This is a genomic window from Phycisphaeraceae bacterium (genome assembly GCA_019454185.1).
In the GTDB taxonomy this organism is placed as follows: domain Bacteria; phylum Planctomycetota; class Phycisphaerae; order Phycisphaerales; family UBA1924; genus JAHBWV01.
In genome coordinates this window covers 2,419,652-2,433,775 of sequence record CP075368.1, presented here as the reverse complement: position 1 = coordinate 2,433,775, position 14,124 = coordinate 2,419,652, and the positions used below count along the sequence as shown (strand labels likewise).

The following is a 14,124-nucleotide window of genomic DNA, read 5'->3' as shown; positions in this document are numbered from 1 at the left end:
ATCTGCGCGCCCAAACACCCACACTCCGAGATTTCTTCGCAACACGCTCTTGCATCGCGCTCGCCGCGCTGTATCGTCGTCGCATGGTCGCCCACGCCGCGGCAACTCTTGATGACTCCTCTCTTGGTGGCACCGCTCTCCAGAGCGGTGGCTCTGCACCTCCTCGTGCCACTCGCCCGATGGCGAGTGCTCCACCTCCCTCTGCCCCTCCGTCCCTTTGCCCCTCTGCATCTTCTCCTCTGCCCTCTCCTCCGCGGCACTCCGCGGCCCTCCGCGTTGAGTCCTCCTCTTCCGACGACTCCCTCATCCCCGCCCACCTCCACAGCCCCATCCTCTCCGCCCTCTGCCACCCCGGCTCATCGCTCTGTTCCGTCGCGCGCGACTTCCGCATCGCCGTCGACATCCTTGCGATGTGGCTCACCGAGCCCGACACGCGCGAAAAGATGCTTTCCATCGAGAAAAGCGGCTGCGCCCACACGCGCATGGCCGCCTCCGTCTCTCTCGCCTCAACCGTCGGCGTCCTGCAAACCATCATCGACGACTACACCGAGGCCCGCGCCCACGCCCGCGAACTCCGCGCTCAGCACGAACACCTCGCGCCCGGCGCGTCCCGCCACGACCCGCTCCCACCCTCGCACCTCAACGCCGCGCCCCACCGCGCCTTCCTCCCCGGTGAAGCGATCCTCGCCGACACATCGCTGCAAGCCCAGCGCCTCGAACTCCGCAGAGCCGAGGGCGCACGCCGCGCCTGCCACCACCTCTACCGCCTCTCACGCATCGTCCCGATCGACGATTCCACACTCGCCCTCGCACACGCAAACTCTGTTCGGGTGCCACTGGTTCCCGCAAAGCGCAGCGAGACGGAACCAGTGCCCAGCGAGACGGTACCAGTGCTCCAGGCCGAGGCATCCGACTCGAAACGAGCCGCTAGCGTCAGCGAGCGGACCCCAGCCCCTCAGTCCCTTTGCCCCTGTGCCCCTTCCCCATCCCCCTCTGCCCCTTCCCCTCCGCGTCACTCCGCGCTCTCCGCGGCCTCTGTGGTTCCGCCGCCTTCTCCAGAGCAACGCGCCCGCGATCCAGCCGCGTGATGTCGCGTCCACTTATCTCCTGCGTTCGAAGAGCGCACGCATCCGCGCGGCCATGAGTGTCGCCGCCGCGCCGCGATGGCTGCGCGCGTCCTTGTCGGCGGGCGCGAGTTCCGCGCTGGTGCGTGTGTCGGGTGCGGGGAGAAGGAAGATGGGGTCGTAGCCGAAGCCGTGCGAGCCGCGGGGGACGGGGGCTCCGAACGTGCCGCTGACATCGGCGTTGTTCGGATCGCGGCATTCGGCATGGGGGCCGGTGGCCGCCGGGAATCCGATGCGGCCTTCGAATGTGCCGCGGACGCGGATGAGTGTCTCGCCCCGTGCGGCCAGGGCCATGACGCAGACGAACCGCGCGGTGCGGGCGAGCGCTGGGACGCCGGTCAGTTCTGCAAGGACGCGTTCGATGTTGCGCTGGTCGCGTTCGGGGCGGGACATGCCGCGTTCCTCGCCATCGGTGCAGTAGTGGCTGCTAATGACGCCGGGGCGTCCGTCGAGTGCGTCGATCTCCAAGCCGGAGTCATCGGCGAGGCACAGCATGTTCGTCGCTGAGGCATACGCCAGCGCCTTGATGGTGGCGTTCTGCTCGAAGGTCGTGCCGGACTCGGTCGGTTCGGGGAAGGGCGCGCCGGGGAGATCGGCAAGACCAACGAACTCGATCGCGAGGGGCGCGAGCCCGAGCGCGGGATCGGCGAAGATGCGGCGCATCTCGTCGACTTTGTGCGGGTTGCCGGTGGCGATGACAATGCGCATGCGGGAAGCATAAAGGCCCTGACCCCGGAAGGCACCCAGCACCGAGAACCCGGCGTTCGGCATTCGCCACGTGGCATTCGTAAACCAACGACCGACAATCGCTCCGCCTCCGCGAATGCCGAATCACCAATCGCGAATGCCGCCGCTGAGGCACTCAGAAGTTGAAGAGACCTTCCAGAGCGCGGGGGATGAGGCCCTTCTTGCCGGCCTTGGTGACCTGTCCCTCGGTGGACATCGTGACGGTGAGCGCGGCCAGTTGCGACGAGAGAACAGTGTTCTGGGCGGTAACGTCGTCGCGCCGGCACGTGCCGCTCAGGATGATGGTCTGGACCTCGCCGTCCTTGTCGATGCGCTTGCGTGCTTCGAGGACAACGGTGCCGTTGGGCTTGACGTCGATGACGGTAGCTGTGATGCGGGCGACGAACCTGTCGGTGCGCTCGTAGTCGCCATCGCCCTTGTACTTGTTCTTGTAGTTCAGGCCGATCTGGGCGGGATCCTGCTTGTCGTTCTGGACCTGGAGCTCGAGCAGGTGACGGAGGGAGATGAAGTCCGTCAGCGCGCCGTTCATGTCGTACTTCTTCTCGGTCTCGAGCGTCTGGGACGCCTCGGACTTGGTCGTCTCCTCGATGATGATGGTGACGAGGTCGTGGATGGCGAACTCGCGCGGCTTGGGCGGCTCGATGAACATGAGACTCGCGCCGCGGAGGTGCGCGCCGGGGTCGGGCTCGCCCTTGGCGTCGATCGGCACGTTCACCTGCGTCACGAAGAGAGACTGGGCCAGAGCCGGCGTTGCCAGCGTGCCCGCAAGGAAGATCGTTGCGGCGAGGCGCGTAGTTTGCATGGATCGGTCGCTCATGGAGTCGGCTCCTGGTCTGCTTGCGAGTGGTCGTCGGCGGCGATCGCGATGCCGGGCCGCTCGACGCGGGCGAGGATGGTGCGGCCCTTGCGTCCGTCGAGCGGGGAGAAGGGGATCGTCTGCCCGATGCGGGCATCGGTCGTGGCGCGGGCGCGGAGCTTCATGACGAAGTCGCCGCTGATGCAGTGGATGACGACGGGGTCGCCTCGCTTGACGGCGATCGCGCCCTGCACGCTCTGCTCGGTGAGGATCCTGCCGGGCGGGATCTTGGAGCGCGCGACGGCGTCTGCCAGAGCGTCGGGATCGGCGGGGCGTTCGCTGAGCGGGAGCCACTCGGGGCGGCGATCGACGAGGGTCTCGTCGATGGGCGCGCCGCGCTCGATCTCCACGCGAGAGACCGCGACCTCGCGGAGGACCTCGACGCGGGCTCGCACGCTCGCACGCGCGACGATGGCGCCGCGTTCGTAGACCGTGATGGCGATGGGCGCGGTGTCGGAGCGTCCGATGGGTCGGATCTCGACGGTGCGGCCGCGCGTCGGCATGGTGAGGATCGTGTCGGCGGCATCGGCGCTGTCGAACGTGAGACGCAGGCGACGCTCATCGATGCCGAGCGACTGCGCGAGGCGGGGTGCGATGAGGTCGCGGACGATGGGCTCGCTCGTGTGATCGGGGCGGGGCGAGGCGTCGGGCTCTGGTGCCCGGTCGTGGACGGGACCGGGCGGCGTGTCGAGCCGCACGATGCGGCAGTCTGCGCCCGAGAGGGCGATGCGTCCCCAGTTGACGTTTCCCGCGGCTTCGATGGCGTCGCGGACCTCGTGGACCGAGACGCGTCCGTCGCGGAGGGACGATGGGTGAAGGACGACGTGAGCGAGCGTGTCGGGGAGAGAGCCCCGGAGGTCGGCGATGTCGGTGATGCGGACCGGGGCGTCGGCTTGCAGGCGTGCGACGGGGCGGAGCGTGATGGACCCGTCGGCGAGGGCGGTCGTGGCGATCGCGGCGGCGAGCGCGACTGAGACGGCCCGGCGCGTGAGCCGCCTTGCGCGTCGTTGTCTCGGGATGGCCGGGCGCGAGATCATGGTTGGTGTGGGGATCAGCCGCGGCGGAGCTGGGCGACCTGCTGGAGGACGTCGTCTGCGGCTCTGATGGACTGGCTGTTCATCTCGAAGGCGCGTTGGGTGCGGATGAGTTCGACGAGTTCTCTGGTGGGATCGACGTTCGAGGATTCGAGCAGTCCCTGTCGGATGGAGCCGAGGTTGTCATCGCCCGGGTTGCCGACGATGGGGTCTCCTGAGGCCTCGGTCTGGACGTAGAGGTTCTCGCCGATCTGCTTGAGCCCCTGCGGGTTGACGAAGGCGGCGATCTGGATCTGTCCGACCTCGGTGGGCTCGACCTCTCCGGGCTGGAGGACGAGGACTCTTCCGTCGTTGGTGACCTGGATGTCGGTGGCGTCTTCGGGGATGGTGATGCTGGGTTCGAGGCGTCGGCCGACGTCGTTGGCGAGGACGAGCTCGCCGTCGGAGTTGATGGCGAAGTTGCCTGCGCGGGTGTAGCCGATGCCTCCGAGGGCGTCTTCGACGGTGACCTGGAAGAAGCCGATGCCCTCGATCATGAGGTCCTTCTTCTCGTTGGTGGTGAGCGGCGCGCCTTGCTCGAAGTTGAGTTGGGTGCCGCTGACACGGACGCCGAGGCCGACGTAGAGACCTGTGGGTCGCTGGTCGCCGAGGGCGTTCTCGACGCCTGGCTGCATGCGTTCGACGTAGATGAGGTCCTGGAAGTTTGCGCGGCTGGACTTGAAGCCGACGGTGTTGACGTTGGCGAGGTTGTTCGCGATCACGTCGAGCTGGGTGTTGAGTGCGGAGAGGCCGGAGGATGCGGACTGAAGGGCGAGGATGGCCATGTATCACTCCAAGACGAGTTCGCGGGGCCGAATTCGCGGGGAAGGCGTGTCAGGAGACGCGTCCGAGGACGTTGATCGCTCGATCCATGAATCGATCCTGGTACTGGATCATGCCGAGGTTTGCGGAGACTTCTCTGGCGGCGGACGTGACCTTGGTGAGGGCGTCGATCTCGTCAACGGTTGACGCTTCAAGGGCGCGCTGGCGGATGCGTCCGGCGGCGGCGGTGCGTCCTGCGATGGACGCGGCATCGGGGACATAGAGGCCGTCTCCGGACTTGTGGAGGGCTCTTCGATCGGGGACATCGACGAGGGCGATGCGTCCGCGTTCTTCGCCATTCTGGGTGACGAGGCCCTGATCGTCGATCTGGACGGGTCCGTCGCCGAGGGAGATGGTGCGGTTGGTCGTGTCGAGGACGGGCAAACCTGTCGCGGCCTGCACGAGGAGGCCGGATGCGCTGCGGGCGAGTCGGCCGTCACGGGTGAGGCGGACACGATCGGAGGATGCGTCGGAGGCATCGCGAACGACGAGGAAGCCATCGCCCTCGATGGCGATGTCGAGGTCGTTGCCGGTGGGCATGACCGAGCCCTGTTTGTGGCTGGTCATGGTGGGGGCGAGCATGACGCCTGCGCCGAGACGCTCGATGAGGGAGTCGGAGGGCATGGAGCCGAGTCCGTCTTCGATGCGGACGGCGGCGCGCTGGCGAGTGAGGGCGATCTCGGTCTTGAAGCCGACGGTGTTGAGGTTCGCGAGGTTGTTGGTGGCGACGTCCTGCTTGTGGAGCGAGGTGAGGACGCCGCTGAGTGAGAGCTGGGTTCCGTAGTTCATGCGCAGTGTCCCTGGGCGCGGGGCGCCGTCCGGCGTACCACAAAGGGCGTGCCAGTCAGAGGGCAGGGAGCGGATGGCGCGTGGTCTGATCGCAAGTTGTGCGATTCAGAGTGGAGATGGGCGTTGTGGCGGGTGGCGGTGCCACGAGGTCAGCGCAGGGTGTGCGTGTGTGGCGCGGAGTGTGCGCGGCGGAGGGGCGTGGAGTGCGGCGCGGGATCAGTTGCCTGAGCCGCACGCGCCACGGTTCTTGCCGCACGGGCAGCAAGGGGCCGCGCTTGCTTGTGTGCCGGCGGCGGCGGCTCCGGTGGCGAAGGTTGAGTGGCGTCGGGTGAAGGTCCTGCCCTTGCCTTCGGGGTCCTTGACGGGATCGTCGGCCTGTGAGATCGGGCGGAGGAGTTCGATGACGGCTCCGTCGGACTGGCTGACGTATTCGTAGAGGGGCATAGTGAAATTGTCGGCCGGTCAGATCGGGAAGTGAAGTGGAGTGGCGGTGGGGCGGGATGCCTGAACAGGGGATTTGATGCGCTGCAACGGCCATGTGAGGAGGTTTGGGTGATGCGGCGGGCGGAGAGGTGGCTTGTGTGGTACACTTACTCAAGTTGCTTACCTTGAATCGGGGATTTCAATGGGCGACCGAGATCCACGAGACGGTGATGCTGGCGGGGGGGCCTTCCCGCCGGGCTGCGTCATGAGGTGACGCGGCTGCTTCAGGACATGGCGGATGCTTCGGATACCTCGGCGAGGGAGTTGGCAAGCCAGCTCCTTCCTTTGGTATATGACGATCTGCGTCGGCTGGCACAGGCGAAGATGAACCGGGAGCCGGGGATGATCTCCCTGGAGCCGACGGCACTGGCCCATGAGACGTTTATGCGTCTGGTGGACCAGTCACGGGTGGATTGGCGGGGGAAGAGCCACTTCATGGCGGTGGCGGCGCAGGCGATGCGTCGGATTCTGGTGGATCATGCGCGGGCTCGGAAGCGGCTGAAGCGTGGGGGAGCGCGGCAGCGTGTGGATCTCTCGTCGGGGATCGCTGCGACGGGTCCTTCCGAGGTTGATCTGCTCGCGCTCGACGATGCGATGGAGAAGCTGGCCCAGATCGACGAGCGTCAGGCGCGGGTGGTGGAGCTACGGTTCTTCGGCGGGTTGAATGTCGACGAGGTGGCCGAGGCGTTGGGCGTCTCCAAGCGAACGGTTGAGGGGGACTGGACGATCGCTCGGGCCTGGCTTCGTCGGGAACTTGCTGAAGGAGCCGAGCCATAGCCGGTGAGCGGCGCGACACGGTGAGAGACCTCTTTCTGCGAGCTGCGGTGTTGCCGCGCGCGCAGCGCCAGGCGTTTCTCGAGCGTGTGTGCGGGTCGGACAAGGCGTTGCTGAAGGAAGTGCTGGATCTTCTGCGGTATCACCCGGAGGAGCCCGCGCCGTCGGGCAAGTTGGATGTGCGATTGAAGGAGGGTGGAGCTCTTGCGGCGGCTGCGGCGGATCTGGATCTGCTCGATCGAGGGAGCGGTGTGGCGTCGGGCGGTTCGGGTGCTCCTGGTGTTGGTGCATCTGAGACCGTCGGTGTGGGGATTGGCGGCTCTGATGGTGCGGGGCGAGGTTCTTCATCTTCGGGCTTGAAGGAGCCGTCGAAGTTGCCGATGCCGAGTCGGTCGCCCGCGGATGAGGGGGTCGGAGGGGGCGGCGGAGGGGGTGGCGGCGGGGTGCCCGTGACGGAGGCGAAGTACGGCGCGATGCCGGCGACGATCGATCACGGGCCGTTTCCGCCGGGGCATCTGATCCAGGGGCGTTACAGGATTGTGGAGCGGATCGGTCGCGGCGGGATGGGGGTTGTGTATCGAGCGGATGACCTGACGCTGAACCAGCCGGTCGCGCTGAAGTTTCTGCCGGAGGCGTTCGCGGAGCATCCGTCGCGGAAGGCGCGGTTTCTGAACGAGGCGCGGGTTTCGTTGCAGATCACGCATCCGAATGTGTGCCGCGTGCATGACATCGTCGAGGTTGAGGGCAGGCAGTTCCTGTCGATGGAGTATGTGGGGGGCGAGGATCTTGGTTCGCTGTTGAAGCGTGTGGGGCGTCCGCACGTTGAGCGTGCGATCGGGTTGGCGCAGCAGATGTGCCGCGGGCTGCATGCGGCGCACGAGAAGGGCGTGCTGCACCGTGATCTGAAGCCGGCGAACGTGATGGTGGACGACGACGGGAACGCGAAGATCCTGGATTTCGGTCTTGCGGGGATGGCGGCGGGAATCAGCGGGATCGAGGTGAAGGCGGGTACGCCGACGTACATGGCACCGGAGCAGTTGCGTGGCGAGGCGGTGACGGTTCGGAGCGATGTGTACGGCTTGGGGTTGTTGTTGTATGAGTTGTTCACGGGGAAGAAGGCGTGGGAGGCGTCGAGCATTCCCGAGTTGATGCACATGCATCGGAAGCAGTTGCCGCCTGATCCGCGGGAGTTGGTTCCGGGGCTTGATGAGCGGATCGCGCGGACGATCATGGCGTGTCTTGCGCGGGATCCGGAGGAGCGTCCGAAGTCGGCGATGGCGGTTGCGGCGATGCTGCCGGGGGGCGATCCGCTGGCTGCGGCATTGGCGGCGGGTGAGACGCCATCGCCTCAGTTGGTGGCGCAGGCGGGTGGGCGTGGGGTGTTGCGTCCTGCGCATGGGGTTGTGTTGATGGGTTCTGTTCTAGGGCTGCTGGCGGTGGTGGCGTGGCTCGCGCCATACGTGGCGATGCAGGACAAGGCGTATTTGAACAAGGGGCCGGCGGTGCTGGCGAGCATCGCGGAGAACTGCTTTGCGCGTCTCGGGTATTCGTTGCAGGGACAGCACACGGCGTCTGCGCTCGATTACTACGAGGAGTTGGTGAGCGAGATCGAGCGGAACGACAAGGGGCCTGATCGATGGGATCGGCTGGGGAGGCCACGTCCGGCGGCGATTGATTTCTGGTATCGGGCGAGCCCGATGCCGCTGCGGCCTCAGAACTCGCTCGGCAAGGTGTCGATGACTGATCCTGCTCCGACGGAGCCGGGGATGATCTCGCTGCGTCTCTCGCCTGCGGGGCAGTTGCGCGAGTTGTACGTGCGCTATCGGGATGCGGACGACATAACGACGCCTGATGGGTGGCGTCCGCCTTCGGTTCCGACGGATCTGGAGCGGACGTGGCGTTTGCTGTTCGAGTTGGCGGATCTGCCTTACGACGACTTTGTGTCGGTTGAGCCGATGCGTGTGCCGCCGGTGTTCGCGGATACGCGTGCGGCGTGGGAGGGTGTGTATCCGGAGAGCCCTGAGATTGAGGTCCGTGTGGAGGCGGCGACGTATCGAGGGCAGGCGGTGGCGTTTCGATTGATCGAGAAGCGTTGGCCGAAGGCGAGCCAGGTGGGTGTGCCGGAGGAGCTGTTTCGGCATGGCCCGGGCCTTTGGGCGACGACGATGATGACGGGTCTGCTTGTGATCGCGTCGCTGGTGTTGGTGCCGGGGAATGTGTTCGGGCGGCGCGTGGATTACATGGGCGCGTTCAAGGTTGGACTGGGTGGTACGGGTCTCTGGGCTGTCGGGTGGTGGCTGCGGGCGAGCCATGTGTGGACGCTGCAGGGGGAGACGGATCTGCTTGGTCGTGCGGCGGGGCAGTCGCTGCTGGTTGGTGCCGCGCTGGTTGTGTTCTACATGGCGATGGAGCCCTACGTGCGTCGGCAGTGGCCTCAGATGCTTATCTCGTGGGAGCGGTTGCTTTCGGGGCGGGTGAGGGATGCGTTGGTCGGGAAGCACGCCTTGGTGGGTGTGCTGCTGGGCGTAGCGTCCGCGGCGGCGTTCTATGCGACGCTGCTGATTCCGTCGATGGTGGGGAAGCCGCCTCCTGCGCCGTTTATGGACGGCCGATACGGGATGGACGCAATGATGAGCGCGAGATCGGGCTTCGGCGCGGTGCTGCACATGGCGGTGGCGTCGGTGCGCGAGGGGATGGCGCTGGTGTTGGTGCTGGTGATCGTGCGGTTCATGGTGAAGCGGACGTGGATGGCGGCGGGTGTGTTCGCGATCCTGACCGCGTTGTTCTGGGGGCTGTTGTCCGGGTCGGGAACGATGGCGACGTGGCCACTGTTGGGTGTGGTCGCGGGCGCGCTGGCGGTGGTCGTGGTTCGGTACGGGCTGCTCTCGGCGACGATCGCGGCGATGGTGTATCACCTTCTCGTGGCGTTTCCGCTGACGATCGATCCTTCGATGTGGTACTTCGATGCGACGATCTTCGCGCACTCGTTCGTGGTGGTGTCGGCTCTGATCGGTGTGCTGCTGGCGACGGGCGTGGTGAGAGCGACGCCGGACGGGGTTGCCCCGGTGCTGAGCGCGTCGCGGTACTGAGTGGAAGGTTCAGCCGTTCCAGACGTGGGGGGTCGGGGTGAGGGCGCGTTCGACGGCGTCTTTGTGTTTCTGGTAGCCGGCGCGGCCCATGAGCCCGAATGTCGCGACCTTGCCGGTCTCGACGGCGGGCTGGTCGTATGCGTCGATGCCGAGCATGAGGCCCGCGTAGGCCGTGACCATCTCCCAGAGGTAGATGAATTGTCCGACGTGGCGTGCGTCGATTTTCGGGAAGGTGATGGTGAAGTTGGGGCGCTGGGATTCGAGGAGCGCGTACTCGGTGGCGCGTTTCTCGGCGTTGAGGAGGGCGGTCATGGACTTGCCTTCGAGGTACGAGATTGCTTCGACGCCGAGGCCGCTGGGGATGGTGAGATCGCCGGGGACAGCGGGGTTTGATGAGTCGAAGGACTCGACCTCGATGAGTGCGAAGGCCTTGTCGTTTGGTCCTTCTCTGTAGAGCTGGACCTGGGAGTGCTGGTCGGTGGTGCCGAGGGCTTTGATGGGTGTGAAGCCGGCGTAGACGGTGTTGCCGGAGGTGTCGAACTTCTTTCCGAGGGATTCGGCCCAGAGTTGGCGGTACCAATCGGCGAGGAGGTAGAGGGCGTTTGCGTAGGGCATCATGACGTGGTTGGTCTTGCCCTTACGGGTGCCGAGCGTGACGAGCAGGGTGGCGATGAGTGAGGCGGGATTCTGGTGGAGTTCGGGCCTTGAGCAGAGCGTGTCCATGTCGGCCGCGCCGCTGAGGAGTTCGTCGATGTCGATGCCGCACATGGAGGCGGAGAAGAGACCGACGGGCGAGAGGACGGAGAATCTTCCACCGACGCCGTCGGGGACCGGGAGCGTTGTGAATCCCTCTGCGTCGCAGATCTGACGCATGGTTCCCTTTGCGGGATCGGTGATGGCGACGATGTTGGACTTGTAGCCGGCTCCGAGGGCTTTCTTGAGGATGTCGCGGATGACCATGAACTGCGAGGCGGTCTCGGCGGTTTCGCCGGACTTCGAGATGACGTTGAAGAGGGTTCGTTTGAGGCCGCCTTCGGAGGACTCGCAGTATCGGAGGACGGCGCCGAAGCATGAGGGATCGACGTTGTCGACGACGAACATGCGGGGTCCGGGGCGGAGGCCGCGGGGGAGGAGGTTGTAGGTGGGCGGGTTGAGGGCGGCCTGGAGGGCGATGTTTCCGAGTGCGGAGCCGCCGATGCCGAGGACGACGAGGTTGTCGAACTCGCCTCTGCAGCGCGAGGCGACGCTTTCGACGGCGTCTGTGTGTGCGGCGCGGGCGGGATTCTCGTGGAGGAGGCGCCATCGCTCCCAGCCGGTGCCTTTGGTGGCGGCGAGTTTGCGTGTGAGCGCGGCGGCGGCGGCGTGGAGTTCGGAGCCGGGGACGAGGAGGTCCGGTTCGAGCCCGTGGTCGCCGACGCGGGAGGAGAGACAGTTTGCAAAGTCGATGCGGAGCATGGGCGTAAGATAGCGTCGACGCGTCGCGAGGGCGAAGCGGGCCGGAAGAAGTCCGTCGATGGGATCCAGATGCGCCTGTTCCGCGTGATTGTGCCTGTGGGAGACATCGAGGCGGCGGCGTCGTTCTATGGGCGGGTTCTGGGGCGGGGTGGGGAGCGGGTTTCGCGGGGGCGGCACTACTTTGACTGCGAGGGGACGATTCTGGCGTGCTACGACGCGATGAGGGATGGGGATGGGGAGCCGGTGGGGCCGAACCGGGGGCATGTGTACCTGGCGACGGATGATCTTTCGGGGGTGTGGCGCCGGCTGTGCGCGGAGCTTGGGGCGCGGGGGGTGAGCGCGATCGAGGATCAGCCGTGGGGTGAGCGGACGGTGTATGCGTCTGACCCGTGGGGGAACCGATTGTGCTTTGTGGATCGGGGGACGATGTTTGTCGGGCGTGCCGGCGCGGGCGGGGGCGTGAGCGGGGGGCTTTGAGCGAGAGCGAGGTCTGGATCGATGGTTCATCCGTGGCATGAAGTGGCACCGGTTGCGGAGTACGGGGAGCTTCCGTCGCATTTCCGCGCGGTGATCGAGATTCCGAAGGGATCGAGCAACAAGTACGAGCTGGACAAGCTGACGGGTCTCTTGAAGCTCGATCGAGTGCTGTCGAGCGCGGTGTATTACCCGGCGAACTACGGGTTCATCCCGAAGACGCTTGCGGAGGATGATGACCCGCTGGACGTGCTGGTGTATTCGACGGAGGAGATTCCGCCGATGTGCCTGTGCGATGCGCGGGCGGTCGGGATGATGACGATGATCGACAACGGGCAGCCGGACCACAAGATCATCTCGGTGCTGACGAGCGATCCGATCTACTCGGAGTTCGAGAAGGCGAGCGACTTTCCGAAGCACATCTTCAAGATGCTGATGCGGTTCTTCACGGATTACAAGCTGCTGGAGAACAAGGAAGTGGAGGTTGACGACATTCTGCCCGCGGAGGCGGCGCAGGCGATCGTTGAGGATTCGCTGGCGCGGTACGGGCGTGCGTGCGCTGAGGGAGCGATGAAGGGGTTGAGAGGGTGAGGGGAGCCGCGGTTTGCGGCGGTGGAGGACCTGGATGATGCTCGACATCGAACGCACGCTGATCGGACGGGACGCGATAGCGGCGCGGGTGCGCGAGCTTGGGCGTCGGATTGCTTCGGACCTTGAGCGTGATCTTTCGGCGGAGGGCTCGGGCGCGGATGAGAGCGGGCGGGTCGCGATCATCGCGGTGATGACGGGCGCGTTGATCTTCACGGCGGATCTGGTGCGCGAGATGCCGATGAAGCTGAGTCTTGAGTTGGTGACGGTGTCGAGTTATCCGGGCGCGTCGACGATGAGCAAGGGGGCGGCGATGCGGAGCGTGCTGCCGAAGGACCTCTTGGGCAAGCATGTGCTGATCGTGGATGACATCCTTGATTCGGGGCAGACGCTGGATCTTGTGAAGCGTCTGGTGGAGGAGCAGGGGCCGGCGAGCGTGCGGATCTGCGTGCTGCTGCGGAAGCTCGTGGAGCGGGTTGTAGAGGTGGAGGCGGATTACATCGGGTTCGATATCCCGAACGAGTTTGTGGTGGGGTATGGGCTGGACTATGACGGGCACTATCGGAATCACCCGGAGATCGCGGTGCTGCGTGCGCCGGGGGGCGGTTCGGGAGCGGGGGCGTGAGCGCGGGGCTGCCTCGGGGGGCGGTGTTGTGGGGCGCGGCGAGGTTTGTGCCCCGTAATGAGCGGGTTGTGCGTGCGCTGCGTCCGAGCGTGTGGTTTGTTGTGTTGCACGCCGCGGGGGTGCTCGGGTTGTGTGTTGTGCTGATCGGACTGGGTGTGGTGTGGGCGGAGTTCGGGCCGGGGGAGCGTGGGATCGGGGTTGTGCTGGCGAGGATGGGCGGGGTCGGTGTGGGGGTGTATCTGGCGGCGGGTGCGCTTCGGTGGTGGTCTCGGTTGTATGTGATCACGGAGCGGCGGGTGGTGATTGTGGCGGGCCCGCTGAGCCAGGCGGCCGCGGATCTGGGGCTGGATCGCGTGCAGCACGTGACGGTGACGAAGTCGCTGGTTGAGCGGGTGCTCGGGCTCGGAACGGTGGGGATCGCGACGGCGGGGTCGGATGGTCCTGCGATCAGGATGCTGATGGTGCGGGGCGCGAGCGAGATTGTGGAGTTGATCCGAGGGTCGCGGGGGCGCGGCGAGGGGCGCGGCGAGGGGGGCGGCGCGGGGGGCGGTCGTGTGGCGGGCGCGGGGCGTGATGCGGGGAGGGGCGTGATCGTGCTCGGGCTCGCGGGCGGGATCGGCGCGGGAAAGTCGGAGGTTGCGCGACTGCTTGGTGAGATGGGGTGCCTTGTGGTGGATTCGGATGTCGAGGCAAGGGCGGCGATGGAGAGCCCTGAGGTGCGTCGGACGCTGATTGGGTGGTGGGGCGAGGGCGTGATCGGCGCGGATGGTCGGATCGATCGGAAGCGGATCGCGGAGATCGTGTTCAAGGATGAGGGGGAGCGGGCGCGGCTTGAGGGGCTTGTGCACCCGCTTGTGCGTTCGAGGCGGGCGGATGTGATCGCGCGCGCGAGAGAGGCGGGGCGGCGCGCGGTGGTGCTGGATGCGCCGTTGTTGTTTGAGGCGGGGGTCGATTCGGAGTGTGATGCGGTGATATGGGTGGAGGCGTCGCGAGCGACGCGGCTGGCGCGTGTGGCGAAGAACCGGGGATGGTCTGAGTTTGAGCTGGAGAGAAGAGAGAAAGCGCAGTGGCCGATTGAGCGCAAGCGCGCGAAGTGCCGATACGAGATCCTGAATGATTCGGATGGGGACCTTCGGTCGGCCGTCGAATCGGTGCTTTCGCGTGCTCTTTCGGGGTTCGGGGGTGCTTCGGTGGGTTCGGGCGACGGGGTTGGGGGGTGAGGCAA

The 14,124-nt window shown here is 66.2% G+C and carries 14 protein-coding genes; 7 read left to right on the top strand and 7 right to left on the bottom strand.

All coding sequences use genetic code 11. The features are described from left to right. Nucleotides 1-179 precede the first annotated feature (179 nt). Nucleotides 180-1,088 (top strand): hypothetical protein, encoded by a 909-nt coding sequence (locus KF838_10390; GenBank protein QYK47188.1) that lies wholly within the window; start codon nucleotides 180-182, stop codon nucleotides 1,086-1,088. A 12-nt stretch (nucleotides 1,089-1,100) separates the two neighbouring features. Here the strand turns inward: KF838_10390 and KF838_10385 are convergent, their stop codons facing one another. From KF838_10385 to KF838_10360, 6 genes are all read right to left on the bottom strand, one after another. After that, nucleotides 1,101-1,832, bottom strand: a complete 732-nt coding sequence (locus KF838_10385; GenBank protein QYK47187.1) for a hypothetical protein — start codon at nucleotides 1,830-1,832, stop codon at nucleotides 1,101-1,103. A gap of 154 nt (nucleotides 1,833-1,986) precedes the next feature. Beyond that, nucleotides 1,987-2,688, bottom strand: a complete 702-nt coding sequence (locus KF838_10380) for a flagellar basal body L-ring protein FlgH (GenBank protein QYK47186.1) — start codon at nucleotides 2,686-2,688, stop codon at nucleotides 1,987-1,989. Further along, nucleotides 2,685-3,764 (bottom strand): flagellar basal body P-ring formation protein FlgA, encoded by a 1,080-nt coding sequence (gene flgA / locus KF838_10375; protein ID QYK47185.1) that lies wholly within the window; start codon nucleotides 3,762-3,764, stop codon nucleotides 2,685-2,687. The genes KF838_10380 and flgA overlap by 4 nt, the downstream gene beginning before the upstream one ends. A 14-nt stretch (nucleotides 3,765-3,778) precedes the next feature. Next, nucleotides 3,779-4,585 carry a flagellar basal-body rod protein FlgG gene (gene flgG, locus KF838_10370; protein ID QYK47184.1) on the bottom strand — a complete coding sequence of 269 codons (807 nt, stop codon included), beginning with the start codon at nucleotides 4,583-4,585 and terminating at the stop codon, nucleotides 3,779-3,781. 49 nt (nucleotides 4,586-4,634) lie between these two features. Next, a complete protein-coding gene (locus KF838_10365) occupies nucleotides 4,635-5,411 on the bottom strand; it encodes a flagellar hook basal-body protein (GenBank protein QYK47183.1) in 777 nt (258 codons plus the stop codon). A 216-nt stretch (nucleotides 5,412-5,627) separates the two neighbouring features. After that, nucleotides 5,628-5,855, bottom strand: coding sequence for a hypothetical protein (locus KF838_10360; protein QYK47182.1), 228 nt, complete (start codon nucleotides 5,853-5,855; stop codon nucleotides 5,628-5,630). A gap of 270 nt (nucleotides 5,856-6,125) precedes the next feature. Here KF838_10360 and KF838_10355 point away from each other — a divergent pair, with 270 nt between their 5' ends. Further along, on the top strand, nucleotides 6,126-6,671 hold the full coding sequence (locus tag KF838_10355) for a sigma-70 family RNA polymerase sigma factor (GenBank protein QYK47181.1): 546 nt from the start codon (nucleotides 6,126-6,128) through the stop codon (nucleotides 6,669-6,671). Between the two features lie 50 nt (nucleotides 6,672-6,721). After that, on the top strand, nucleotides 6,722-9,757 hold the full coding sequence (locus KF838_10350) for a serine/threonine protein kinase (protein QYK47180.1): 3,036 nt from the start codon (nucleotides 6,722-6,724) through the stop codon (nucleotides 9,755-9,757). A 9-nt stretch (nucleotides 9,758-9,766) separates the two neighbouring features. Here the strand turns inward: KF838_10350 and KF838_10345 are convergent, their stop codons facing one another. Then, complete coding sequence (locus KF838_10345; GenBank protein ID QYK47179.1) at nucleotides 9,767-11,212, bottom strand: glucose-6-phosphate isomerase; 1,446 nt, start codon at nucleotides 11,210-11,212, stop codon at nucleotides 9,767-9,769. Nucleotides 11,213-11,281: 69 nt separating this feature from the next. On the opposite strand from KF838_10345, the gene KF838_10340 reads away from it, so the two are divergent. The 4 genes from KF838_10340 to coaE all read left to right on the top strand — a co-directional run bounded on the left by KF838_10340 (nucleotide 11,282) and on the right by coaE (nucleotide 14,119). Further along, nucleotides 11,282-11,689 (top strand): VOC family protein, encoded by a 408-nt coding sequence (locus KF838_10340; protein QYK47178.1) that lies wholly within the window; start codon nucleotides 11,282-11,284, stop codon nucleotides 11,687-11,689. 90 nt (nucleotides 11,690-11,779) lie between these two features. After that, entirely contained in the window at nucleotides 11,780-12,277 is a 498-nt protein-coding gene (locus KF838_10335; GenBank protein QYK47177.1) for an inorganic diphosphatase, read from the top strand. A gap of 34 nt (nucleotides 12,278-12,311) precedes the next feature. After that, nucleotides 12,312-12,899, top strand: coding sequence for a hypoxanthine phosphoribosyltransferase (gene hpt / locus KF838_10330; GenBank protein QYK47176.1), 588 nt, complete (start codon nucleotides 12,312-12,314; stop codon nucleotides 12,897-12,899). Further along, nucleotides 12,896-14,119, top strand: a complete 1,224-nt coding sequence (coaE, locus tag KF838_10325) for a dephospho-CoA kinase (protein ID QYK47175.1) — start codon at nucleotides 12,896-12,898, stop codon at nucleotides 14,117-14,119. Before hpt ends, coaE begins: the two co-directional genes overlap by 4 nt. Nucleotides 14,120-14,124: the final 5 nt, after the last annotated feature.

What these genes read in the sequence shown, in the direction of transcription:
- KF838_10390 (QYK47188.1), top strand. Translation starts at nt 180, where the DNA reads ATGGCGAGTGCTCCACCTCCCTCTGCCCCTCCGTCCCTTTGCCCCTCT.
- KF838_10385 (QYK47187.1), bottom strand. Translation starts at nt 1,832, where the DNA reads ATGCGCATTGTCATCGCCACCGGCAACCCGCACAAAGTCGACGAGATG.
- KF838_10380 (QYK47186.1), bottom strand. Translation starts at nt 2,688, where the DNA reads ATGAGCGACCGATCCATGCAAACTACGCGCCTCGCCGCAACGATCTTC.
- flgA (QYK47185.1), bottom strand. Translation starts at nt 3,764, where the DNA reads ATGATCTCGCGCCCGGCCATCCCGAGACAACGACGCGCAAGGCGGCTC.
- flgG (QYK47184.1), bottom strand. Translation starts at nt 4,585, where the DNA reads ATGGCCATCCTCGCCCTTCAGTCCGCATCCTCCGGCCTCTCCGCACTC.
- KF838_10365 (QYK47183.1), bottom strand. Translation starts at nt 5,411, where the DNA reads ATGAACTACGGAACCCAGCTCTCACTCAGCGGCGTCCTCACCTCGCTC.
- KF838_10360 (QYK47182.1), bottom strand. Translation starts at nt 5,855, where the DNA reads ATGCCCCTCTACGAATACGTCAGCCAGTCCGACGGAGCCGTCATCGAA.
- KF838_10355 (QYK47181.1), top strand. Translation starts at nt 6,126, where the DNA reads ATGGCGGATGCTTCGGATACCTCGGCGAGGGAGTTGGCAAGCCAGCTC.
- KF838_10345 (QYK47179.1), bottom strand. Translation starts at nt 11,212, where the DNA reads ATGCTCCGCATCGACTTTGCAAACTGTCTCTCCTCCCGCGTCGGCGAC.
- KF838_10340 (QYK47178.1), top strand. Translation starts at nt 11,282, where the DNA reads ATGCGCCTGTTCCGCGTGATTGTGCCTGTGGGAGACATCGAGGCGGCG.
- hpt (QYK47176.1), top strand. Translation starts at nt 12,312, where the DNA reads ATGATGCTCGACATCGAACGCACGCTGATCGGACGGGACGCGATAGCG.